At 50.9% G+C, this 21,490-nt stretch carries 21 protein-coding genes and 1 pseudogene; 19 read left to right on the forward strand and 3 right to left on the reverse strand.

Annotated features, from left to right (window positions below; translation table 11 throughout):
* Positions 1 to 23 precede the first annotated feature (23 nt).
* From RCA23_RS04450 to RCA23_RS04460, 3 genes are read left to right on the forward strand one after another with little or no spacing between them, the layout of a single operon-like run.
* A complete protein-coding gene (locus RCA23_RS04450; protein ID WP_044049273.1) occupies positions 24 to 944 on the forward strand; it encodes an ABC transporter permease in 921 nt (306 codons plus the stop codon).
* The gene (locus RCA23_RS04455; RefSeq protein ID WP_044049274.1) at positions 941 to 1,783 is read left to right on the forward strand and encodes an ABC transporter permease; all 843 of its coding nucleotides are present in this window, start codon (positions 941 to 943) and stop codon (positions 1,781 to 1,783) included. The genes RCA23_RS04450 and RCA23_RS04455 overlap by 4 nt, the downstream gene beginning before the upstream one ends.
* A gap of 48 nt (positions 1,784 to 1,831) precedes the next feature.
* Positions 1,832 to 2,827, forward strand: coding sequence for an ABC transporter substrate-binding protein (locus tag RCA23_RS04460; protein ID WP_044049275.1), 996 nt, complete (start codon positions 1,832 to 1,834; stop codon positions 2,825 to 2,827).
* 207 nt (positions 2,828 to 3,034) lie between these two features.
* Here RCA23_RS04460 and RCA23_RS04465 read toward each other — a convergent pair whose 3' ends face one another.
* Positions 3,035 to 3,919, reverse strand: coding sequence for a DMT family transporter (locus RCA23_RS04465; protein WP_044049276.1), 885 nt, complete (start codon positions 3,917 to 3,919; stop codon positions 3,035 to 3,037).
* 615 nt (positions 3,920 to 4,534) lie between these two features.
* On the reverse strand, positions 4,535 to 5,413 hold the full coding sequence (locus tag RCA23_RS04470; protein ID WP_044049277.1) for a DMT family transporter: 879 nt from the start codon (positions 5,411 to 5,413) through the stop codon (positions 4,535 to 4,537).
* 254 nt (positions 5,414 to 5,667) lie between these two features.
* Between RCA23_RS04470 and RCA23_RS04475 the strand changes: the two genes are divergently transcribed.
* The 16 genes and pseudogenes from RCA23_RS04475 to RCA23_RS16735 all read left to right on the forward strand — a co-directional run.
* Positions 5,668 to 6,726 (forward strand): ATP-binding protein, encoded by a 1,059-nt coding sequence (locus tag RCA23_RS04475; protein ID WP_044051283.1) that lies wholly within the window; start codon positions 5,668 to 5,670, stop codon positions 6,724 to 6,726.
* Positions 6,727 to 6,854: 128 nt separating this feature from the next.
* Positions 6,855 to 7,892: a substrate-binding domain-containing protein gene (locus tag RCA23_RS04480; RefSeq protein ID WP_044049278.1), complete on the forward strand. Its 1,038-nt coding sequence runs from the start codon at positions 6,855 to 6,857 to the stop codon at positions 7,890 to 7,892.
* 114 nt (positions 7,893 to 8,006) lie between these two features.
* Positions 8,007 to 9,479, forward strand: coding sequence for a phosphate ABC transporter permease subunit PstC (gene pstC, locus RCA23_RS04485; RefSeq protein WP_044051284.1), 1,473 nt, complete (start codon positions 8,007 to 8,009; stop codon positions 9,477 to 9,479).
* On the forward strand, positions 9,479 to 10,807 hold the full coding sequence (gene pstA / locus RCA23_RS04490; RefSeq protein ID WP_052377035.1) for a phosphate ABC transporter permease PstA: 1,329 nt from the start codon (positions 9,479 to 9,481) through the stop codon (positions 10,805 to 10,807). The genes pstC and pstA overlap by 1 nt, the downstream gene beginning before the upstream one ends.
* 13 nt (positions 10,808 to 10,820) lie before the next feature.
* Positions 10,821 to 11,618, forward strand: coding sequence for a phosphate ABC transporter ATP-binding protein PstB (pstB, locus tag RCA23_RS04495; RefSeq protein ID WP_044049279.1), 798 nt, complete (start codon positions 10,821 to 10,823; stop codon positions 11,616 to 11,618).
* Positions 11,619 to 11,628: 10 nt separating this feature from the next.
* On the forward strand, positions 11,629 to 12,321 hold the full coding sequence (gene phoU, locus RCA23_RS04500; RefSeq protein ID WP_044049280.1) for a phosphate signaling complex protein PhoU: 693 nt from the start codon (positions 11,629 to 11,631) through the stop codon (positions 12,319 to 12,321).
* A 24-nt stretch (positions 12,322 to 12,345) separates the two neighbouring features.
* Complete coding sequence (phoB, locus tag RCA23_RS04505; RefSeq protein ID WP_044049281.1) at positions 12,346 to 13,035, forward strand: phosphate regulon transcriptional regulator PhoB; 690 nt, start codon at positions 12,346 to 12,348, stop codon at positions 13,033 to 13,035.
* Positions 13,036 to 13,210: 175 nt separating this feature from the next.
* On the forward strand, positions 13,211 to 14,413 hold the full coding sequence (locus RCA23_RS04510; RefSeq protein ID WP_052377036.1) for an amidohydrolase: 1,203 nt from the start codon (positions 13,211 to 13,213) through the stop codon (positions 14,411 to 14,413).
* 392 nt (positions 14,414 to 14,805) lie between these two features.
* Complete coding sequence (locus RCA23_RS04515; protein WP_488578121.1) at positions 14,806 to 15,576, forward strand: urease accessory protein UreD; 771 nt, start codon at positions 14,806 to 14,808, stop codon at positions 15,574 to 15,576.
* 3 nt (positions 15,577 to 15,579) lie between these two features.
* Entirely contained in the window at positions 15,580 to 15,882 is a 303-nt protein-coding gene (locus RCA23_RS04520) for an urease subunit gamma (RefSeq protein WP_044049283.1), read from the forward strand.
* A gap of 9 nt (positions 15,883 to 15,891) precedes the next feature.
* Positions 15,892 to 16,197, forward strand: coding sequence for an urease subunit beta (locus RCA23_RS04525; protein ID WP_044049284.1), 306 nt, complete (start codon positions 15,892 to 15,894; stop codon positions 16,195 to 16,197).
* Entirely contained in the window at positions 16,197 to 17,936 is a 1,740-nt protein-coding gene (gene ureC, locus RCA23_RS04530; RefSeq protein WP_044049285.1) for an urease subunit alpha, read from the forward strand. Before RCA23_RS04525 ends, ureC begins: the two co-directional genes overlap by 1 nt.
* Positions 17,936 to 18,409 (forward strand): urease accessory protein UreE, encoded by a 474-nt coding sequence (locus RCA23_RS04535; protein WP_044049286.1) that lies wholly within the window; start codon positions 17,936 to 17,938, stop codon positions 18,407 to 18,409. Before ureC ends, RCA23_RS04535 begins: the two co-directional genes overlap by 1 nt.
* A complete protein-coding gene (locus RCA23_RS04540; RefSeq protein WP_236631394.1) occupies positions 18,348 to 19,037 on the forward strand; it encodes an urease accessory protein UreF in 690 nt (229 codons plus the stop codon). The genes RCA23_RS04535 and RCA23_RS04540 overlap by 62 nt, the downstream gene beginning before the upstream one ends.
* A gap of 11 nt (positions 19,038 to 19,048) precedes the next feature.
* The gene (ureG, locus tag RCA23_RS04545) at positions 19,049 to 19,696 is read left to right on the forward strand and encodes an urease accessory protein UreG (protein WP_044049287.1); all 648 of its coding nucleotides are present in this window, start codon (positions 19,049 to 19,051) and stop codon (positions 19,694 to 19,696) included.
* Between the two features lie 63 nt (positions 19,697 to 19,759).
* Positions 19,760 to 19,913, forward strand: a pseudogene (locus RCA23_RS16735) (IS6 family transposase); the annotation flags it as partial.
* 315 nt (positions 19,914 to 20,228) lie between these two features.
* On the opposite strand, the gene RCA23_RS04550 reads toward RCA23_RS16735, so the two are convergent.
* Positions 20,229 to 21,308: an IS481 family transposase gene (locus tag RCA23_RS04550; protein WP_044048845.1), complete on the reverse strand. Its 1,080-nt coding sequence runs from the start codon at positions 21,306 to 21,308 to the stop codon at positions 20,229 to 20,231.
* Positions 21,309 to 21,490 lie beyond the last annotated feature (182 nt).

Below are 21,490 nucleotides of genomic sequence, written 5' to 3' on the forward strand. Positions count from 1 at the left end.
ATCACCAAGAAAGGGCGGATCGTGTGAAGTCAATTCTACCTGTTCTTACCATTATTGCAGCTGTGCTATTCATCTGGACCTTGGCGGTTGTTCCGATGAATATGCATCTGACGGCTGATCAAGCACAACGCAGTGGCGCGATTGTGACGCCCGACACTCCGGTTGCGCGCAAGGAGACAAATGGTATTGTCCTTGCGCTCAAAAACCCACATTTGATCGCGCTGACCTACGTTGGGAAACGCCCAAATTTGCCGTCTCCTCATCAAGTTGGGCTGGAAATGTTTGACACAATTTTTGGGAAAAAGATCACCTCAAAACGCAGCCTTGTTTACCATGGTTGGATCACACTGGCGCCAACTTTGCTGGGATTCGCGATTGGCACCTTGCTCGGTGTGCTGCTCGCGGTTGGTATCGTTTTTAGCCGTGTGATGGACAAATCGGTCATGCCATGGGCCATCGTCAGTCAAACCATTCCGATCCTTGCTCTGGCTCCTATGATCATTGTTGTCCTCGGAGCCGCCGGCATTCACGGTGTCTTACCTAAGTCTGTTATTGCCGCTTATCTGTCTTTCTTTCCTGTGGTGGTAGGCATGGTCAAAGGGCTGCGCAGTCCGGACCATATGCAGCTGGATCTGCTACGGACCTATAGCACCAACAATGTTCAAAGCTTTTGGAAGCTGCGCTTGCCCTCCTCGACGCCCTATTTGTTTGCCTCATTGAAAATTGGCATCTCAGCATCCTTGATTGGCACAATCGTTGCCGAATTGCCCACTGGTGCAAAGGCAGGGTTTGGGGCACGCATGTTGGTTGGTGATCAATATGGTCAACCAATCCTGTCATGGGCGGCTCTTTTTGCGGCGGCTCTGACGGCTGCGGCCTTGGTTGGGATCATTTCATTGGTTGAACGCGGTGCGCTTCGTAAAATGGGGATGAAACCGGCATGATGTATGTAATCGCGGGATTTGCTATCTGGGGTCTGGGGTGGTTGCTGAATTTATATTTGGCAAACAGTAAGTGGTCGGACTATCGCGCGATGAATATTGCAGTTCCGCTCATCTTTGGGTTGACCGTTTTGCTTGTGTGGGAGTGCTTTGTCATAGGCTTTGACGTGAACCCTGTGTTTTTGCCGCGTCCCTCTGACATCGTCTTGCGTATGGCGATTGAAATGCCACGGCTGTGGGCAGACTTCGTTCAAACCATCGTTAAAGGGGCGTTGACGGGATACATTCTCGGTGGCTTGGCAGCCTTTGCCATCGCAGTCCTTGCGGATCGCTCCGAGTTTTTAACAAGCGGTGTGCTGCCTGTTGGAAGCTTTATGGCCGCTTTGCCCATCGTTGGGATAGCCCCGATTTTCGTTAAATGGTTCGGAAGTGATTGGGAATCTAAGGCGGCCGTGGTGGCTGTTATGGTGTTCTTTCCCATCCTGGTTAATGTCGTCGCCGGGATGCGCGACACCACATCGATGCAGCGTGACCTCATGCGCACCTATGGGGCTGGCTATTGGCCAACCTTGCTCAAACTGCGCCTTCCAGCGGCGATGCCATTTATTTTCAATGGCTTAAAGGTCGCCACAACATTGTCTCTGATCGGTGCGATCGTTGCTGAGTTCTTTGGTTCCCCAACCGTCGGAATGGGATTTCGTATTTCCACCAGCTTTGGCCAACTCGCCCTTGATATGGTTTGGGCTGAGATCGTCATCGCCGCAATCGCGGGGACCGCATTTTACGGTATTGTGACATTAATCGAAAAGGGCGTTACTTTTTGGCACCCATCACAACGCTGACAGTCCAATGAAGATTGCAGCAAAACCACAGACTAGGAGGTCTAAACGATGAAAAAGATGATTATTGCCGCCGCTATCGCAGCGGGGCTGGGGGGCACGTCTGCCATTGCAGACGGTCACGCGAACTCCGTTTCATTGCAATTGCAGTGGGTGACGCAAGCACAATTTGCAGGCTACTATGTGGCCTTGGATAAAGGGTTTTATGAGGCCGAAGGTCTGGATGTGACGATATTGGCCGGTGGCCCGGATATTGCCCCACCCCAGGTTCTCGCAGGTGGCGGCGCGGATGCGATGCTGAACTGGATGCCTTCCGCCTTGTCGGCACGTGAAAAAGGTCTGCCGGTTGTGAACATTGCGCAGCCATTCAAGAGATCTGGCTTGATGTTAACATGTTGGAAAGACACCGGTATCACCAAGGTGGAAGACTTCCGTGGCAAGACCATTGGTGTTTGGTTCTTTGGCAACGAATATCCGTTCCTAAGCTGGATGAGCCAAGTGGGCATTCCAACCGAGGGCGGTGCTGATGGTGTCACTGTTCTGAAGCAAGGCTTTAATGTTGATCCACTTTTGAACCGTGAAGCAGACTGCATCTCAACCATGACGTATAATGAATACGGCCAGGTGATTGATGCCGGGGTCAATCCAGATGAGTTGGTGACGTTCCAATACGAAGAACAAGGTGTGGCCACGCTTGAGGACGGTATCTACGTTCTTGAAGAGAACCTAAATGATCCGGTGTTCGTAGACAAAATGGTGCGCTTCGTGCGCGCGTCTATGGAGGGTTGGAAATATGCCGAAGCCAATGCAGAAGAAGCTGCTGGAATTATTCTTGATAACGACGACACAGGCGCACAGAATGAAGCCGCTCAAATTCGGATGATGGGCGAAATTGCCAAACTCACAGCCGGTTCCAACGGTGCGTTGGATGTGGCTGATTTTGATCGTACGGTTGCGACTTTGTTGTCAGGTGGATCTGATCCGGTTATTTCTGCCGTTCCAGAAGGTGCGTGGACGCATAAAATTACGGACCTTGCGTTGAAGTAGTCACACCGATCATAGTGAAAATTTGAAACGCCCTGCACAGTGTAGGGCGTTTTTTTGTAATTTGTGCGAAATTTGAAGAAATATAAGCGTCGCGGACGGTTGGACTCTTTGCTCTGGCTGAGCCGTTCTGGCCAAAATCAACCACGCAGAAATACTTGAGAAATTCGATGAGACACAGGCAAATTATGTGTGAGCAAGCCTAGTAATTTAGGTTCGAGATTTCAGGGATGTGCATAAGAGGATGACAACCGAAATGATTGACAAGGCAATGCCGCCGCTGATCCAAATCGGCGGATTCTCGTGGTCCAAGAGCCTCTCCCAAACCAGCACCCAAATGGGGGTCAAATAGGTGTAGGCCATGACATTCGTTGCCGGCAGATGCATCGACGCGAATTGTAGGCAGAGGAAGGAGAGCGATGTGGCAAATACCGCAAGATAGATAATTGTGCCCCAGATCAAGAGCGGTAATCCGGTCCAATTCGTTTGCAAAATTTCTGGGGCACCGTAAATGCTCAGTATGATTGTGCCGCTTGTGAGCATTCCAAAGGTGACCATGATGGCGTTTTCGCCTCGGTTCAATTGGCGAAAAAGGATTGGTAAAAACGCATGGGCGATGCATCCAAGAAAATAAATCAGTTCTCCTGTGCCAACCTTAAATTGTGCTATGGCAAGAATATCCGCTCGGAAAATAACCCACACAGATCCAATGGTTCCAATAAGAATTGCCACCAGGCCATGCAGTCTTATTTTTTGCTTTAAAATAATAAACCCGAGTAAGCTGGACATCGCCGGCATCAGCGTAAACACAGCTGCAGTAGAAATCGGCGTCGCGCTCTTTAGGCCTTCGAACATCAAGGTAAAATATATGCCAAATGTACCGCCAAGAATGAAATAACGCCAAGAGGCTTGCATTGCCCGTTGAGTAATTGCTCCGGTAAAAAATGCAATCAGCCCCATAATGCAGGCAGCCAACCCAAAACGCACTGCCGTTAACGCAACGGGAGAAATATCATTTGCGATCATCGACCCAAATGAAAAGGATCCTCCAATGAGCATGGAAAAACCAAGCATCGCGGCATGACTTTGAAACATTCTATTCACAGACAGTTTTAGCCTTTGGGTTGTTATTGGTGGCCATCATCCGATCACCGGTTGTGAGAACATTATCTTTCCTGAGGGCTTCAAATAGACGGGTAGAGTGTTTGATATCGTTGAATAGCCTTCTAAACGCGCCATTTTGGCTTTTCGATTGGATGGTTTCCACTGCGAGCCGTTCTTGATACTGCTGAGCCGCCCCAGTTGAGTGGTCTAATTTGAATGTTAGTGCATGATTGGCCTTTGGTCCATCGGTGTCGTGGCTTCTGGCGCGGGTGGGCGATAGCCATACCGACCGTATTGATGGGTCAACTCGATCATGTCTGCGACCAAGCGTTTTTCATCGGCACGGTCTTGGGGTAATCGCCGTTTCTTGCAGATTGTGTTTGTAGGCCAAATTTCCTCAATCTAGTTTATAATATGAAGCGGTATGGTGCTCCGCCCCTTCATTCTCTCTGGTGCGCAACTGGCGCAACACGTGTACGCGAAACCGCGCCGATGCGCTTGCAGAGCGGCGAAAATAACAGGGCGGTTAGATTTAAACCATGACCGAAGTCTAATGCCTATGCGAATGAGGCTGACAGTCGCGACAACGAGTAGGGTTAGAGATCTCTACGTCTTGTTTCTTTCTTCGCGCCAAAGAATTGTTAACCCTGAAAGAATAATTAATATTACACCGGGGAATAACTTATCTAAGGGAAGTTCGTCAAAAACTATCCAACCTAAACCAAATGCTGTTAAAATTCCGAAGTAGCTAAATGGGGCTAAAACGGAGGCTGGAGCCTGTCGAAATGCATACATTAGAAAAACGACTCCAAAGCCTCCACACAGAGACATGCTAAGTATGAGAAGTGCATCACTCATGGATTGGATCGGGCTGAAATCAGTGGTTCCAGTCGCCAAAAGGATCGCTCCAAGCGCAGCAGCTATGGAGGAATACAAATAAATTATTGCACTTGAAATAGAAACATCGAAACTTCGAAGTGTCACCATAGAAGCGGCATAGCAAAAGGCTGCACCGATGGGTAAAGCTGCTGTCCAGGTAAACATGTTAGAGCCTGGCTGCATGATCCAAACTGCGCCGCCAAATCCTATAATGACAGCGCTCCAGCGCCACGCGCCCACCTTTTCTCCGTAAAAAATGACTGCAATTAACACTATAAAAATTGCATTGGTTTGGCCCAAGGCCGACACTGTTGCCAACTCTAGGTCCGCTAAAGCGGTGTAAAATAGAAGTTGAGCTAAAGCGACCAAGAGACCGCGGCCAAAAGCCAATTTCCATTTTTTTATTTTATAGTCTTTGATGTCAAAACTAAGTTCACGCGTATACATGAGCAATAAAATTGATGGCAGGACACCCAAAACATTCCGATAAACTGACAGCTCTTGAGGCGAATAACTTGCTGATAAAATTCGGACGTGGACGCTCATGAGATCAAAGCAAAGATAAGCGAGCAAGCAAACAAGAATTGCGCGAATATTGGTCGTCATTAAACCTCAAAACTTAAGGCAAATACGCCTTATCGATGGACAGTCTGCCCCTAATTGATCGAAGTCAAGTTTCACAAATGAATTGAGATGGGCGAAAATGCCACCGCCAAATTATACGAGGGTGAAGCGGGCATGGCTGCGGGCCTGTGAGCCATGCGTCAGGGCCTGCATAAAGCGCCCAGCGGCCTCTGATATGTTCTATTGATCTGCCTTATGGTATGGCCTCGGTGTCAATGGCGTTTGTGGGGTCGGATATGGACAATAAGATTCTTGATTCAATTCTAGGTGCAATACCACAACCCATCATTGCGATTGATGCGAGCGAACGCATTCTTGCTGTGAATAGTGCCGCGGTTTCCTTGGTCGGTCATACAGCCATGCAACACAGTTACGTAACCATTTTACGTCAGCCCGCGTTGTTGGAAGCTATTGAGGCGACATTAAAAGATGATGTGCCGCGCACCACGAAGTATCTAAGCACAGACGGTGCACAGGACACAACTTACAAAGTCACCTGCCGAGCGGCCCCCGGCGTTGGTAACGGCGGTACAAAGGCAATAATATTGTTCTTTGAAGATATCAGCCAAATGGAAGAGGTCGGGCAGATGCGTCGTGACTTCGTGACCAATGTAAGTCATGAATTGCGCACGCCTCTCACCGCACTGATCGGATTTATTGAAACCTTGCGCGGGCCGGCGCGGGATGATGCAAAAGCCGCCGCGCGGTTTTTGAACATTATGCAAGATGAGGCGGAGCGCATGAATCGTTTGGTGGGCGATTTGATGTCACTTAACAGAGTAGAAGAAAATGAACGCGTGCGGCCCACGCAGCGCGTTGTGTTAAATGACATTATCCAATCGACATGCCACAGCCTGCAGCCCTTGGCTCTTCAGGCTGGGGTGAAATTTGAGTTTGAGAGCCCAGAGCTTCCCGTCGAAATATACGGCGATTCCGATCAGCTGACGCAAGTTTTTACCAATATCATCGGAAACGCTCTTAAATATGGCGCGTCTGGCGGGCGCATTACCCTGCGCATGACGACTGTCGCGCGGGAAGCGGCTTTGCGCGCCCCTGGCGTCAGACTCCAAGTCATTGATTATGGCGCGGGCATTGATCCTGTCCATCTGCCGCGCCTGACCGAAAGGTTCTACCGCGTTGATGGGCACCGCAGCCGTGAACTCGGTGGCACAGGTCTTGGTCTTGCGATCGTCAAACATATCATCAATCGCCACCGTGGGAAATTGAACATAGAAAGCGCTTTGGGGGAAGGCACCACGGTCACTGTGATGCTGCCGACCGAGCCGCTATCGTGAATTTCGAAGAAAATAAAATGTCATGAAAACGTAATATCCCTGTCACAAAACTGTTACGTCCAGCCGTTACAAAGGTCCGGAGAATCCCATGGGGGATTGCTTGCAAATGGACAAAACAGGAGACATCCATGTCTTTACTTAAACTTGCAACTTCCGCGCTGGCTCTTTCGGGGCTTTGCGTAACAACCGCTGCCGCGCGTGATCAAGTGCAGATCGCCGGATCGTCAACCGTTCTGCCATATGCGTCGATCGTCGCAGAGGCGTTTGGCGAAAACTTTGACTTTCCAACACCCGTTGTTGAGTCCGGTGGCTCCAGCTCAGGTCTGAAGCGCTTTTGTGAGGGCGTCGGTGAAAACACAATCGACGTTGCAAATGCGTCACGCGCAATTCGCGAAAAAGAAAACAAAGCCTGCGCCGAAGCTGGGGTCACTGACATCATCGAAGTGCGCATCGGGTATGACGGTATTGTCTTTGCCAGCCAGATTGACGGACCAGCTTACACTGCTTTCCAACCGGCTGATATTTTCAATGCACTTGGCGCCAAGGTTCTTGTCGACGGTGCGATTGTCGAAAATCCGCATCAACAGTGGGCTGACTTCAATGGTCAACTTCCAGCGGCTGATATCATGGCCTTTATTCCCGGCACAAAGCACGGAACACGCGAAGTTTTTGAGGACAAAGTGTTGCTTAAAGGTTGCGAGGTCACCGGTGCTATGGAAGCCATGATGGCCTCTGGTATGTCTGAAGATGATGCCGAAGATGCGTGCCTCGATGTGCGTCAAGATGGCCGCTCTGTTGATATCGATGGCGATTATACCGAAACTCTCGCACGCATTGATGCCAACCCCAACGGCATCGGCATCTTTGGCTTGGCCTTTTATGAAAACAATCAAGACAAGTTGAAAGTGGCGACAATGGGCGGCGTTGCGCCGTCGACTGAAACGATTTCGACGGGCCAATATCCTGTGTCTCGTCCGTTGTTCTTTTATGTGAAGAAAGCCCACATTGGTGTGATCCCAGGTCTGAAAGAATATGCCTCATTCTTCATCGCCGATGAGATTGCTGGACCAGACGGCCCGCTATCTGCCTATGGTTTGGTTGCAGATCCCGATCTGGCGACAACCCAGGCGGCCGTATCTAATGAGACAGCCATGGGCAGCAATTAAGAGCTGCTGTAAAACAATAGTGAGGGTGGCGGCTTCCGCCATCCTTAAAAAACGCTTACCCCCTTTGCTGGGGGCGCATTTGACGGTAGGAAGAACAAAATGGATGGAGGCGTTATGCCGATACTCTGGGTTGTCGCAGTGATTTTTGTTGTTTCCGTTGTTGGGTTCATCACTGGGCGCGCACGTGCTTTGCAATCGGCCGGTGGCGATGCGCGCCGGCTTCATTCCTTGCCGATATATTACGGGTCGAACGTTGCTTTATGGGCCGTCGTGCCCGCGGCTGCGACCCTCATCGTCTGGCTTATTGTGCAGCCATTGTTCGTGAATTCCCGCGTGGCGGAAACCTTGCCTGGTAGCTTGCTCGATGAAGGCAGCTCAATTGGCCTGATCATGAGCGATGTGCGCCGCGTGGCAGAGGGGCTTGATGTGGCTGTGGCCCAAGGCGCTTTGAGCCGCGATGAGGCTGCGTCAATCGGATCCTCATCGGTCAATATTCGCGAATTTTTAGGATCCATAGGCGTGGCTCTTGGCTCAGATGTCAGCCCTGAAGTGGTGGCCGCGGCGCAGCTTTACCGCGGGTTCAATGCAACCGGGTCTGCGCTTATGTCCTTGATTGTGCTGGCAATTTCTGCCGGAGGGGCTGCCTATGCCTATAGGCGGTCAAACGCAGATTTCCGCGCGCGCAATGTGGTTGAGCGTGGGGTTTTGGGGCTACTCATCGGGGCAGCCTCAATTGCTATTTTGACGACCATCGGCATCCTATTCGCGCTGCTGTTTAACACCATCGAGTTTTTCAAACTCTATCCTGCTACCGAATTCTTCTTTGGAACCAATTGGGCGCCCAGTTTTTCCGGTCGGGGCGGGCTGTCTGATCTTGGTGTTTTGCCTCTGTTGTGGGGCACTTTTTATATTTCTTTCATTGCGATGTTGGTCGCGGTTCCTATTGGGCTGTTTTCAGCAATTTACCTCTCTGAATATGCAAGCCCTCGGGTGCGCAGTGTCGCCAAGCCTTTGATTGAAATTCTAGCCGGGATTCCGACGATTGTTTACGGGCTATTTGCGCTTTTGACCGTTGGGCCTTTGCTGGTGAGCCTTTTTGGCAAAGATACTTTGAACTGGATGCAGGGGGGCACTGCGGTCATGACCGCGGGTTTGGTGATGGGCATCATGCTTATCCCATTCGTGTCATCGCTTTCCGATGACATTATCAATGCCGTACCGCAGGCCTTGCGCGATGGATCTTATGGCTTGGGTGCAACCCAGTCTGAAACCATACGTCTGGTTATCTTGCCAGCGGCCCTGCCGGGCATCGTTGGCGCGATCCTCTTGGCGGCGTCGCGGGCCATTGGGGAAACGATGATTGTCGTGCTGGGGGCCGGTGCGGCGGCGCGCCTGTCGATGAACCCTTTTGACGCGATGACAACAATCACGGCCAAAATCGTAAGCCAATTGACCGGAGATGCCGATTTCTCATCTCCGGAGGCTTTGGTTGCCTTCGCACTTGGCATGACCCTCTTCGTACTGACCTTGGGGCTTAATGTTTTTGCCCTCTTCATCGTACGCAAATACCGGGAGCAGTATGACTAATGGCCATTAAGAACCAGACTTCTCGCGGCGTGTCACATACGTCACTGCTCTCAATAAGGGATGGGCATACCCAAAAACGCAACTCAGCCGAAAAGCGGTTCCGCATTTACGGGATGGTCGCCCTCTCCATCGGCGTGTTGTTTCTTATATTCTTATTTGCTTCGATCCTACGCTCAGGTTTGCCGGCCTTCACCCAGACCGTAATGAATGTTGAATTTGTTGTGTCTCAAGAAGAGTTTGACAAAGCCGAAAGCAAAATGCTGAAAACCAAGGCCTATCAAGACATATTCGTTGCGGCATTGAGCGCGGAGCTTGCAAGAAGGAACTTGGATGTGGCCTTCGATAATAAAGCGATCGAACGCATTGTGGGCAAGCCGGGCGGCACAATTCGAAGTTATTTTACCGAAGATCCAAGCCGGGTCGGACAGCCTGCGACTTTCGAGCTTGCGGCCTCCAGCCGGGTGGATGGCTATTTTAACGGCCGCGTCACCCGTGAGACTTTGGTTGACAGCCGCTTTTTGAAGGCAACGGATCTGGATCTGGTCGATGCTTTACAGGCCGGCGGCATAATTCGTCAGGCATTCAATTGGAATTTTATCACCGGCACGGATTCCGGCGTGGATAACCCTGGAGGCGCCGGACTTGGGGCTTCCGTTATTGGATCGTTCTTCATGATGTTGGTGGTGCTGTTTTTGTCACTCCCGATTGGGGTTGCCGCTTCGATTTACCTTGAAGAATTTGCCCCGCGAAATCGTTGGACGGATTTTATTGAGGTGAATATCTCCAACCTCGCCGCGGTGCCGTCCATCGTGTTTGGTATTCTTGGCCTCGCCGTTTTCATACAATTTGCGGGGTTGCCACAATCTGCCCCGCTTGTCGGTGGCCTTGTTTTGACCTTGATGACATTGCCGACGATCATCATCTCAACCCGCGCATCGCTTGCGGCTGTTCCACCCTCTATCCGCGATGCCGCCCTTGGTGTGGGTGCATCCAAGATGCAGTCAGTGTTCCACCACGTCCTGCCGCTGGCGATGCCCGGTATTTTGACAGGCACGATTATTGGCCTGGCCCAGGCCCTTGGCGAAACGGCGCCTTTGCTCTTGATCGGGATGGTCGGTTTTGTTGCGCGCGAGTATCCCGAGGGGTTTCTGTCAGGCTTTACGGACGCCAACTCGGCAATGCCGGCGCAAATTTATACCTGGGCCAGTCGCGCTGATCCCGGATTTTATGAAAAAGCATGGGGCGGCATTATCATTTTGCTGCTATTCCTCATTACGATGAATGCTATCGCAATCATCTTAAGACGTCGCTTCGAACGGCGTTGGTAAGGACATGTCAAAAATGCTCGATGTAACAACTGTGGAGAGAGATGTGGCAGTAAACAATGTCAAAATTTCAGCAAAGGACGTACAGGTCTTTTATGGAGATAATCACGCCATTAAAGATGTCACTGTCGAAATCGAAGACAAGACTGTAACTGCGTTTATTGGCCCATCTGGATGCGGGAAATCGACATTTTTGCGGTGTATCAATCGTATGAACGATACGATTGAAGTGTGCCGTGTCGTGGGTGATATTCGGATTGACGGTGAAAATATTTACGATCCAAAGATTGATCCGGTCCAGCTGCGCGCCAAGGTTGGAATGGTCTTTCAAAAGCCAAATCCCTTTCCAAAATCGATCTATGACAATGTCGCATATGGGCCGAGAATACATGGCCTGGCCCGGAACAAGGCGGAATTGGACGAGATCGTCGAGCGTTCGCTGCGCAGTGGCGCGATTTGGGATGAGGTGAAAGATCGGTTGCAGGCGCCAGGGACAGGGCTGTCTGGTGGGCAACAGCAGCGGCTATGTATTGCACGCGCCATCGCGACGGAACCCAAGGTTCTGCTGATGGATGAGCCTTGCTCCGCTCTTGATCCCATTGCCACCGCGCAAGTTGAAGAACTTATTGATGAGCTGCGCAAAAGTTATTCGGTGGTGATTGTGACCCATTCGATGCAGCAAGCCGCACGTGTGAGCCAAAAGACGGCTTTCTTCCATCTCGGCAGCCTTGTTGAGTTTGGTGAGACCTCCAAAATTTTCACCAACCCAATCGATCCGCGCACTGAAAGCTATATTACTGGCCGTATCGGCTGAGGAGTTCAAAATGACCGATCAACACATTGCATCCGCTTTTGACAGAGATCTTGAGAAAATTCAGGCTCAAATTATGAAAATGGGCGGCCTGGTCGAAAACGCCATACTTGAGGCCGCGGTCAGCTTAGAAGAAAGAGACGAGGAGCGTGCCGAACAAGTGCGCCGCAATGACAAAGCCATCGATGCTCTTGAGGAGAGTATCAACGAGGAAGCTGCGCGCGTAATCGCTTTGCGTGCACCTGCCGCGATTGATCTCCGGGTCGTGCTTTCAGTGATGAAAGTAAGCGGCAACTTGGAGCGTATTGGTGATTATGCAAAAAATCTTGCCAAACGGACGCGCATCCTGGCGCATATGGAGCCTATGAACGGCAGTGCCAGCTCGCTCCGCCGTATGGCCAAGGAGGTTGAGCGTATGCTTAATGATGCGCTTGATGCCTATGTCTCACGCGACGCGGAATTGGCACAGAACGTGATTGACCGAGACATCGTGGTCGACCAAATGTACAACGCTCTGTTTCGAGAGTTTTTAACATTCATGATGGAAAACCCAAGCAACATCACGTCCTGCATGCACCTGCATTTCATTGCTAAAAATATTGAGCGTATGGGAGATCACGTGACGGCCATCGCGGAGCAAGTTGTTTACCTGGTTACCGGAGCGATGCCGGACGAGGAGCGTGAAAAAGCCAACACCACTGTGTAGTCGATCCAGGGGGGGACCGAGAAAATGTTCAAAGAGCAGCCCCGCGTTCTTGTTGTAGAGGATGAGCCAGCTCAACTCGAGGTTTTGGCATATAATCTGGAATCCGAAGGGTTTTTGGTGAGCCGGGCGCGCGATGGAGAAGAGGCCATTCTTGTCATTGGTGAGGATGTGCCAGATGTCATCGTGATGGATTGGATGATGCCACATCTGTCTGGAATCGAAGTCTGTCGGCGCCTCAAAAGCAATCCGGAAACCCGCTCGATCCCGGTCATCATACTTTCGGCGCGATCAGAAGATGTGGATAAAGTGCGTGGGCTGGAAATTGGCGCAGATGACTATGTTGTGAAACCCTATTCGGTGGTTGAGTTAATGGCGCGGGTGAGAACTCAGCTGCGCCGTTCGCGCCCCTCCTCTTTGGGGGGGGAAATTAAATTTGAGGATTTAATTTTAAATTTGGAAACCTACAAAGTTACCCGTGGTGAAATTGATTTAAAGCTTGGGCCCACTGAATTTCAGCTATTGAAAACATTTATGGAAAAACCGGGACGTGTATGGAGCCGCGAAGAGCTTCTGGATCGGATTTGGGGGCGAGATTTATATGTTGAGACCCGCACGGTTGATGTTCACATAGGCCGCCTTCGGAAGGTTCTGTCGAGACATGGCGGAACGGATACGATTAGGACCGTACGGGGTGTTGGTTATTCGCTCGGATAGAGGGAAATGGCACTGTCAGACAGAACGACTTCAACCAGGACCGCCATCTTTATTCACGCCTCAATTTTTAGCTCAACCAGCAATCCGATGCGAATTTTCAGCACGTTGACAGCACCCACTCATGCAAATTATCAACGCATGATTGGCTTTAACGAACGTCGAAAGCAGAGCAAGCATGCTAACAAATCTTGATCTCACGGAACTTACTGAATTTCGCCGTGAACTTCATCGCCATCCCGAATTGTCTGGGGAAGAGGTGGAGACAGCCAGTAAGATCACCGCTGCGCTGAGATCGATGTTACCAACTCGCATTTTGACTGGATTAGGTGGTCATGGTGTCGCTGCGGTTTTTGACAGCGGAAAAGCTGGACCGACAGTGCTTTTCCGTGCTGAGCTTGACGCGCTGCCAATTGAGGAACGCAATAATATTGCCTGGTCGTCGCAAACACCTGGGAAAAGCCATGTTTGCGGTCATGATGGCCATATGACAATGTTGCTTGGATTGGGGCGCATGATGTCTCGTCAACCCGTTGCACAAGGGCGTGTCATTCTCATGTTCCAGCCCGCAGAAGAGGACGGCAGCGGTGCAAAAGCTGTGGTCGCCGATCCAGCGTATCAAGAAATCCAAGCTGATTGGGCATTCGCCATTCATATCGAACCTGGACGACCGTTTGGGTACGTCTCCACCTGCGAGGGGCTCATTAACTGCGCCTCTTTAGGACTTAAGATTAGGCTTGCGGGCAAAACTGCCCATGCAGCCGACCCTGAAGATGGCGTTTCTCCAGCGCAGGCAATAGCCAAGCTGATCCCGTCCTTGGATGCACTTGGTCAAGGAGGACCACTTGACGATGATTTCCGACTGGTGACGATTACCCATGTAAAAATTGGCGAACCATCATTTGGCGTGGCGCCCGGTGAGGGCGAGGTTTTCGCCACGTTGCGGACAACTCGTGACGAAGGTATGGAAAGTCTTGAGACCAAGGCACGCAAACAGGCTATCACGCTTGCGGAAGAATTTGGGCTTAGCGTGGATTTTGAGGTGTGCGATAATTTTGCAGCCTCAATCAATGATCCAGATGCCTATGCGGTGGCAACAATGGCCATGAAAGCAATCGGCATTGCCTACGGCGATGCAGGTGTTCCCATGCGCGCCTCAGAAGACTTTGGCGTGTTTGGGTGGGACGCTAAGGCTGCCATGCTATGCCTAGGGCCTGGCGAAGATTATGCAGCGCTGCACAATCCGGACTATGATTTTCCCGATGATTTGATCCCTATCGGCTGCGCGATCTTTGAGCGTATAGCTCGCGAATTATTGGGCACCGCTTCGGATGGCACTGTCAGACAAAACGAGCTCGAGCCGTTCAGGGCGGTTTCGTAGCCTCGTCGTATGACAAAACGCTCTCCAGTCAGCTACTTTAAAACGCGCCCAGAGATCTGGACTTGTGCCGCTCTAAGTGCGCGTTCAAGCTGAACAGCACTGCTGCTCTCACCGCGTGGCGTCAATTATTAAGCGCATCGATCAAGGCTGTACCGGCAACCGGCACCATATGCCAACTTTTTAGAGTGCTTGTTTAATAGAATTCCCCGCTTAAAATTTAATCAAAAAACCAAAAAATAGATAAAACCCATGGGCACCTGATCCGATCCTTGTTCGCCAAAAGAATCCCAGTCACGCTAAAAAAAAAATTGAAGCGTGCTGAGGATTGAACGATAAAACATCTTTCCCTAGACAGAGAAGGCATCTTTCAGCGCGCGCGCGGGACACTCAACATAAGCGCGGTGTTTGCTGATGGAGATCAGTCGCGCTTGAAAGATCTGCGCCAACAAGGGTCCTATCGTGCCATCTTTCCACGCCCGGCAAATGACGAGATCGAAGCCGTAATAATTAACACGGCAGGCGGCATCACAGGCGGTGATAAATTCTCAACTGAAGTCACTGCCAACAGTCACGCTAAGATCAGCGTTACTACTCAAGCGGCTGAACGCATTTACCGCGCTTCAAATGCAATAGCCGGATCGATGCAAACGCGGCTCAAAGTGAAGTCGAACGCGCAACTTTATTGGCTGCCTCAAGAAACGATCCTGTTTGAAGGCTCCCGCTTATGCCGGCGCTTAGAAGTTGAAGTCGCAAGGGATGCAAAGTTCCTCATGGTCGAGCCACTCGTCTTCGGTAGAGAGGCCTCTGGAGAAATCCTCCAACAGTGCTCCCTGGACGACAGAGTTTGCATTACCACTGAAGGAACACCAATTTATGTTGATCGCGTCAAACTGGACGGTGACATCGCATGTATCCTGAAGCGGCCTGCAGTCGCAGCTGGAGCACGTGCCATGGCCAGTATTGTTCTTGTCGATCAAATGGCCAAAGCGATGATTGATGGCGTACGCGCCCTGCTTCCTTCCTCTGGTGGGGCAAGTCTTTTGGCAGACAACATCCTCGTTATTCGATTGCTTTGCTCTGACAGCTTCGCGCTGCGCACTGCCTTGCTCCCGATCCTGACCCATCTAACCCACAACGCAGTTCCCAAAAACTGGAGGCTATGAACGATGCATTTGACCCCGCGTGAAAAAGATAAACTGCTGGTTGCAATGGCCGCCGAAGTAGCCCGTAAGCGGCTCGCCCGTGGTGTGAAGCTAAATTATCCAGAGGCGATTGCATTGATTGCTGACGCTGTTGTTGAGGGTGCGCGTGACGGGCGCTCTGTCGCAGACATGATGGAGAGCGGTGCCCATGTGATCACCCGTGATCAATGCATGGAGGGCATCCCAGAGATGATCCACGATGTTCAGGTAGAGGCCACTTTTCCTGATGGGACCAAATTGGTCACCGTTCACAACCCCATTAGATAGGAGAGTGCTATGATCCCCGGAGAAATTTTTCCAGCCGATGGCGAGCTCATCCTAAATGCAGACCGTGAGGCGATCACCTTGATAGTGGCCAACACTGGCGACCGCCCAGTGCAGGTTGGCAGTCACTACCATTTTGCTGAGAGCAACGCCGCGCTGGATTTTGATCGCCTAGCCGCCTTTGGCCGTCGCCTGGATATCGCACCCGGCACCGCAGTCCGGTTTGAACCGGGTCAACGGCGCGAGGTCCATTTGATCGAGATATCAGGCGCGCGGCGTGTCTTTGGGTTCAACAGTCAAGTTATGGGAGATTTATAATGGCCACATCGATTAATCGCGCCGATTACGCTGCCATGTTTGGGCCAACTGTGGGTGACAAAATACGCCTTGCTGACACGGATCTTATTATTGAGGTCGAACGCGATCTGACCGCAGAACGCACCAATGGCCGCAATGGCATGACCTATGGCGAGGAGGTAAAATTCGGCGGTGGTAAAGTCATTCGTGATGGCATGGGCCAATCCCAAGTCACCCGTGCTGCAGGTGCTGTGGATACTGTTATGACCAACGCTTTGATCATTGATCACAGCGGCATCTACAAAGCGGATGTGGGTTTGCGCGATGGTCGCATTCATAAGATCGGCAAGGCCGGCAACCCAGACACGCAACCGGGTGTAGATATCATCATAGGCCCGGGAACCGAAGTCATTGCTTGTGAGGGGCGCATCCTGACAGCAGGCGGTTTTGACAGCCACATACACTTTATCTGCCCGCAACAGATCGAGGATGCCTTGCATTCTGGTATGACCACAATGCTCGGCGGGGGCACTGGCCCAGCACATGGTACTTTGGCCACGACTTGTACGCCGGGACCATGGCACATTGGGCGCATGTTGCAGGCTGCAGATGCTTTTTCCATGAACCTCGCTTTTGCAGGCAAAGGCAACGCCAGCCAACCGAACGCATTGGTCGAGATGGTAAGAGGTGGTGCGTGCGCGCTAAAGTTGCATGAAGATTGGGGCACGACTCCTGCTGCGATTGATTGCTGCCTTTCTGTGGCTGATGACATGGATGTGCAGGTTATGATCCATACTGACACACTCAATGAATCTGGCTTTGTTGAAACCACGGTAGCAGCATTGAAAGGGCGCACAATTCACGCTTTTCATACCGAAGGTGCAGGCGGCGGGCATGCTCCGGACATCATCAAAATCTGTGGTGAAGAGCATGTTCTGCCGTCCTCCACCAACCCAACGCGGCCCTATACTGTGAACACATTAGAAGAGCATTTGGACATGCTGATGGTCTGCCACCACCTCGACAAATCCATCCCAGAGGATGTTGCGTTTGCAGAAAGTCGCATCCGCCGCGAAACCATTGCGGCAGAAGATATTCTGCATGACATGGGTGCCTTTTCGATCATAGCCTCTGACAGTCAGGCGATGGGCCGTGTGGGTGAGGTGTTGATCCGCACATGGCAAACCGCTGACAAAATGAAAAAACAGCGCGGCCGGCTGTCTGAAGAAACAGGCGACAATGATAATTTCCGTGTGCGCCGCTATATTGCAAAGTACACGATCAACCCTGCGATTGCTCATGGGATTAGTCGCGAAATTGGCAGCATCACTGAGGGTAAACGTGCCGATCTGGTGCTATGGGCCCCTGCGTTTTTTGGCGTAAAACCTGAGATGGTTCTAATGGCAGGTACAATCGTTTGTGCGCAGATGGGCGACCCAAACGCCTCAATCCCGACCCCGCAGCCAGTCTATTCACGCCCCATGTTTGGGGCCTATGGAAAGTCGGTCGAGCATTCAGCCGTCTGTTTTGTTTCCGCCGCTGCCCAAGCGGATGGGATTGGTGACAAATTGGGTCTGTCAAAGCAAACCGTTGCTGTGGAAAACACCCGCAAAATTGGCAAATCCCATCTGATACACAACACCGCCACGCCACATATGGAGGTCAATCCAGAAACCTACGAGGTGCGCGCCGATGGTGAACTTCTAACCTGTGAACCCGCTACAAAACTTCCGATGGCCCAAAGGTATTTTTTATTTTGATGACGGATTATATTTCTCAAACAATCTTAAAAATGGGCGCTTGGTCTAATGCTTCCGACAGGTGTTTTCTCCGGTATGAGGACAGATTTTTGCGCCGCAAGGTTCTAAAAACTGTCAAAGGCGCGAGTCTTTTGGTGGATCTTGCTCATACTACATCTTTGGACAATGGCGACGCGTTCGCATTGGCCGACGGTCAGGCCATTGAAGTCGTCGCTGCGCCCGAGCCATTGCTGGAAATCACCGGTGATCTGGTTCAACTCGCATGGCATATCGGCAATCGCCATACCCCTTGCCAGATTGAGAGAGATCGCCTTTTGATCCAAAACGACGCCGTCATAGGCCATATGCTTGAGCATCTGGGTGCAACAGTGACGCAGATTGAAGCCCCCTTCACGCCGGAGGGTGGTGCCTATGGCCACGGGCGCACCCATGCGCATGAACATGGTGCCACTGCGCATGACCATGACCACTGACATATTAACCCTATCACAGCTTTTGTCGCCCAGCTTCCCTGTTGGTGCTTTCGCCTACTCACATGGGCTGGAGACGGCTATAAGCGAGGGGCAGATTGTGTCCGCACCTTCACTGCAGTCATGGCTGACGGACTTGTTAGAACATGGTGGCGCGCAGTCGGATGCTCTAATGTTGAATGCAGCCTTTGGTTCGGCTGAAGACGCAGTTCAGAACATAGACACCCATGCACGCGCATTTGCCGCATCCGCAGAACGCTTGCGGGAAACAGATCTGCAAGGCGCGGCCTTTTGTGAAACCGTTCAGACGGTGTGGGGCATAGAACTTGGACGGCTTTGCTATCCAGTGGCTGTTGGCCGCGTGGCTGCAATACTTGCGCTTGAGTCTGAACTTACAACTGCAATGTATCTACAATCTTTCATCGCAAACTTAACAGCCGCTGCAATGCGGTTGGTCCCTTTAGGCCAAGTCGATGGGCAGAAAACACAACTCGCTTTGCAGCAGCACTGCACTGAAATTGCCAAACAGCTGCAGGGCGCAACATTAGACGATCTTCATAACAGTGCATGGATGTCAGATATCACATCTATGCGTCACGAAACTCAATATTCACGCGTCTTTCGCACATAAGGAGACAGCCCATGGCGTCGAAAAACGGCCCTCTGCGCATTGGTATTGGTGGCCCTGTTGGAGCAGGAAAAACAACTTTGACAGCTGCACTGGCAAAAATCCTTCATCCTCAGACATCCATCGCTGTAATCACGAACGACATCTACACCCAAGAGGACGCCGAAGCTTTGATGCGGATGCAAATTCTGCCTCAAGATCGCGTGATCGGTGTGGAAACAGGGGGCTGTCCACATACGGCTATTCGCGAGGATGCCTCGATCAATTTGGCAGCTATTGCTGAAATACGCGAGCGTCACCCCGATGTTGAGATCGTTCTAATTGAGAGTGGCGGGGACAACCTGTCTGCCACTTTCAGCCCTGAATTGGCAGATGTTACAGTTTATGTGATTGATGTTGCGGCAGGTGAAGAGATACCACGCAAGGGGGGACCTGCAATCACCAAGTCAGATGTATTGGTCATCAACAAAACAGATCTTGCGCCCCACGTTGGGGCCTCGCTTGAAGTGATGGAACGCGATGCAATACGGATGCGTGGGGATAAGCCCTTTTGTTTCACGAGCCTGCGCAATGGAGTTGGTGCAGATAAAGTGATCAGCCTTTTGGCGGCTATTGGTGGGTTTGAAGACCCTAACTGGGACGGTCAGATCAAACTCGGTTGAAGCGGGCAGGCGAGTTTATCGGACGCGTGAATGAGACAACACTTCCCATTCCGCTATTTTGAAATGACAACATGTTGTCCCTTCAAATATTTCAAGACTTCACCTAAAAATCATCCCAATGGCAGTGATCTATCACATGCGCTATCCATTGAGGTTTCGTCCGGTGGAAGACATCTTGCATGAACGTGGCATCGACATCTTTCACGAAACAGTTCGGTGTCTTGATGGCCATTTATGGTCCTCCATTTCCGAACAGCGGTGGACCACTTCAAAGGGGGAGGCTCAGGGGGATCACAAATTTTGCGGCAGGTTCTGCGCGTTGACTAGTCCATCATTGAAAAGATGGAGAAGGCACCGGATCAGGTTGCGAAATGACCCTAGTCATAAAAAGATCGTCCCAACATGGCCATCGTGGCATCACAGCTGCTGTAAGACTAAAAATGGTTGCGCAGTGTTTCTCATGCACCCCATAAAGTATGGTGGCAATATCTGGATTTAACTGTAAAAGACATTATTTAATCTGACATTGTTATCATCCAGCGTGTGTCATTTCGTACATGCTGTCAGATTGGTTTGTGATAGGGATAGTCTTTTCGCCTACCAAATGTCGAGCTTCACGGAATGTTTGCATGGGCGTTTTTCCGTAGCAATGTTTTCCCGAATGGGGTCGCTGTTCGTTGTATTTTGCCAACCAATGATCAACGTCTGTTTGCAGCTCTTCCAGCGATCCGTAGATTTTCTTGCGGAACGCTATGTCATAGAACTCATTTTTCATGGTGCGATGAAAGCGTTCACAGATCCCGTTTGTTTGGGGATGGTTGGCTTTTGTCTTGCTGTGATCAATATCTTCCATGGCCAGATACAGTTGATAGCTGTGACGCTCAACGGTGCCGCAATATTCCGTGCCCCGATCTGTTAAGATGCGCAGCAGGGGCACCTCTTGTTCGTCAAAGAAGGGTACGACTTGGTCATTCAACATATCGGCGGCAGTGATCGCCGTTTTCTCAATGTACAGTTTTGCCATTGCCACGCGGCTATATGTATCGACGAAGGTTTGTTGGTAAATCCGTCCAACCCCCTTCATTGTGCCGACAAAATAGGTATCCTGGCTGCCAAGATAGCCGGGATGGTAGGTCTCAATCTCACCAGCCGCTTCACGTTGTGACTTGGCTTTTTCCAGCGCCACAATCTGCGCTTCGGTCAGAACAAACCCTTCTTGCGCGGACCGCGTTTCCAAGGCTTTCAGGCGTTTTTTCATGGTTTCCAGCTCGTTGCGCAACCAAATCGACCGCACCCCACCACTGGAGACCACGATGCCCCGCTGCAACAATTCTTGGGCGACACGCAGCTGGCCCAAGGCAGGATTTTCAATCGCAAGCTCAATCACCGCGCGTTCGACATGTTCCGGTACACGGTTGCGGATGATCGGCTTCTTACGGCTGATCTCGCGCAAGGCTTCTTCGCCACCGTTCTCATAAAGCTTCTTGAAGCGGTAAAAACTGTCACGCGAATAGCCCATGGTTTTGCAAGCCGCGCTGACGCTGCCAAGCTGCTTTGCCAATTCCAAAACGCCAAGCTTGGGCTTGATTAGTTTACTTTCGATGTTCGTCATCTCTCTGACTCCTTTTGTTCAAATATACAAAATTGTCAGATTAAATCTCGTTCTTTACAGTTAATCTTAGAGTTTAGAAATACAGATTTGAAAAGCCTGAATTTTTTGTAAATACCGTAAGAAATAAATTTATTGTTCCGCTAATCGATATCGAGACACCCATTACGGTAACCACAAATATT

It is taken from the genome of Planktomarina temperata RCA23, assembly GCF_000738435.1.
Lineage (GTDB): Bacteria > Pseudomonadota > Alphaproteobacteria > Rhodobacterales > Rhodobacteraceae > Planktomarina > Planktomarina temperata.

What these genes read in the sequence shown, in the direction of transcription:
- pstA (WP_052377035.1), top strand. Translation starts at nt 9,479, where the DNA reads ATGGCCATTAAGAACCAGACTTCTCGCGGCGTGTCACATACGTCACTG.
- RCA23_RS04465 (WP_044049276.1), bottom strand. Translation starts at nt 3,919, where the DNA reads ATGTTTCAAAGTCATGCCGCGATGCTTGGTTTTTCCATGCTCATTGGA.
- pstB (WP_044049279.1), top strand. Translation starts at nt 10,821, where the DNA reads ATGCTCGATGTAACAACTGTGGAGAGAGATGTGGCAGTAAACAATGTC.
- RCA23_RS04540 (WP_236631394.1), top strand. Translation starts at nt 18,348, where the DNA reads ATGGCCACGGGCGCACCCATGCGCATGAACATGGTGCCACTGCGCATG.
- phoU (WP_044049280.1), top strand. Translation starts at nt 11,629, where the DNA reads ATGACCGATCAACACATTGCATCCGCTTTTGACAGAGATCTTGAGAAA.
- RCA23_RS04520 (WP_044049283.1), top strand. Translation starts at nt 15,580, where the DNA reads ATGCATTTGACCCCGCGTGAAAAAGATAAACTGCTGGTTGCAATGGCC.
- RCA23_RS04550 (WP_044048845.1), bottom strand. Translation starts at nt 21,308, where the DNA reads ATGACGAACATCGAAAGTAAACTAATCAAGCCCAAGCTTGGCGTTTTG.
- ureC (WP_044049285.1), top strand. Translation starts at nt 16,197, where the DNA reads ATGGCCACATCGATTAATCGCGCCGATTACGCTGCCATGTTTGGGCCA.
- RCA23_RS04460 (WP_044049275.1), top strand. Translation starts at nt 1,832, where the DNA reads ATGAAAAAGATGATTATTGCCGCCGCTATCGCAGCGGGGCTGGGGGGC.
- RCA23_RS04525 (WP_044049284.1), top strand. Translation starts at nt 15,892, where the DNA reads ATGATCCCCGGAGAAATTTTTCCAGCCGATGGCGAGCTCATCCTAAAT.
- RCA23_RS04475 (WP_044051283.1), top strand. Translation starts at nt 5,668, where the DNA reads ATGGACAATAAGATTCTTGATTCAATTCTAGGTGCAATACCACAACCC.
- RCA23_RS04535 (WP_044049286.1), top strand. Translation starts at nt 17,936, where the DNA reads ATGACGGATTATATTTCTCAAACAATCTTAAAAATGGGCGCTTGGTCT.
- ureG (WP_044049287.1), top strand. Translation starts at nt 19,049, where the DNA reads ATGGCGTCGAAAAACGGCCCTCTGCGCATTGGTATTGGTGGCCCTGTT.
- RCA23_RS04510 (WP_052377036.1), top strand. Translation starts at nt 13,211, where the DNA reads ATGCTAACAAATCTTGATCTCACGGAACTTACTGAATTTCGCCGTGAA.
- RCA23_RS04480 (WP_044049278.1), top strand. Translation starts at nt 6,855, where the DNA reads ATGTCTTTACTTAAACTTGCAACTTCCGCGCTGGCTCTTTCGGGGCTT.
- RCA23_RS04455 (WP_044049274.1), top strand. Translation starts at nt 941, where the DNA reads ATGATGTATGTAATCGCGGGATTTGCTATCTGGGGTCTGGGGTGGTTG.
- RCA23_RS04470 (WP_044049277.1), bottom strand. Translation starts at nt 5,413, where the DNA reads ATGACGACCAATATTCGCGCAATTCTTGTTTGCTTGCTCGCTTATCTT.
- pstC (WP_044051284.1), top strand. Translation starts at nt 8,007, where the DNA reads ATGCCGATACTCTGGGTTGTCGCAGTGATTTTTGTTGTTTCCGTTGTT.
- phoB (WP_044049281.1), top strand. Translation starts at nt 12,346, where the DNA reads ATGTTCAAAGAGCAGCCCCGCGTTCTTGTTGTAGAGGATGAGCCAGCT.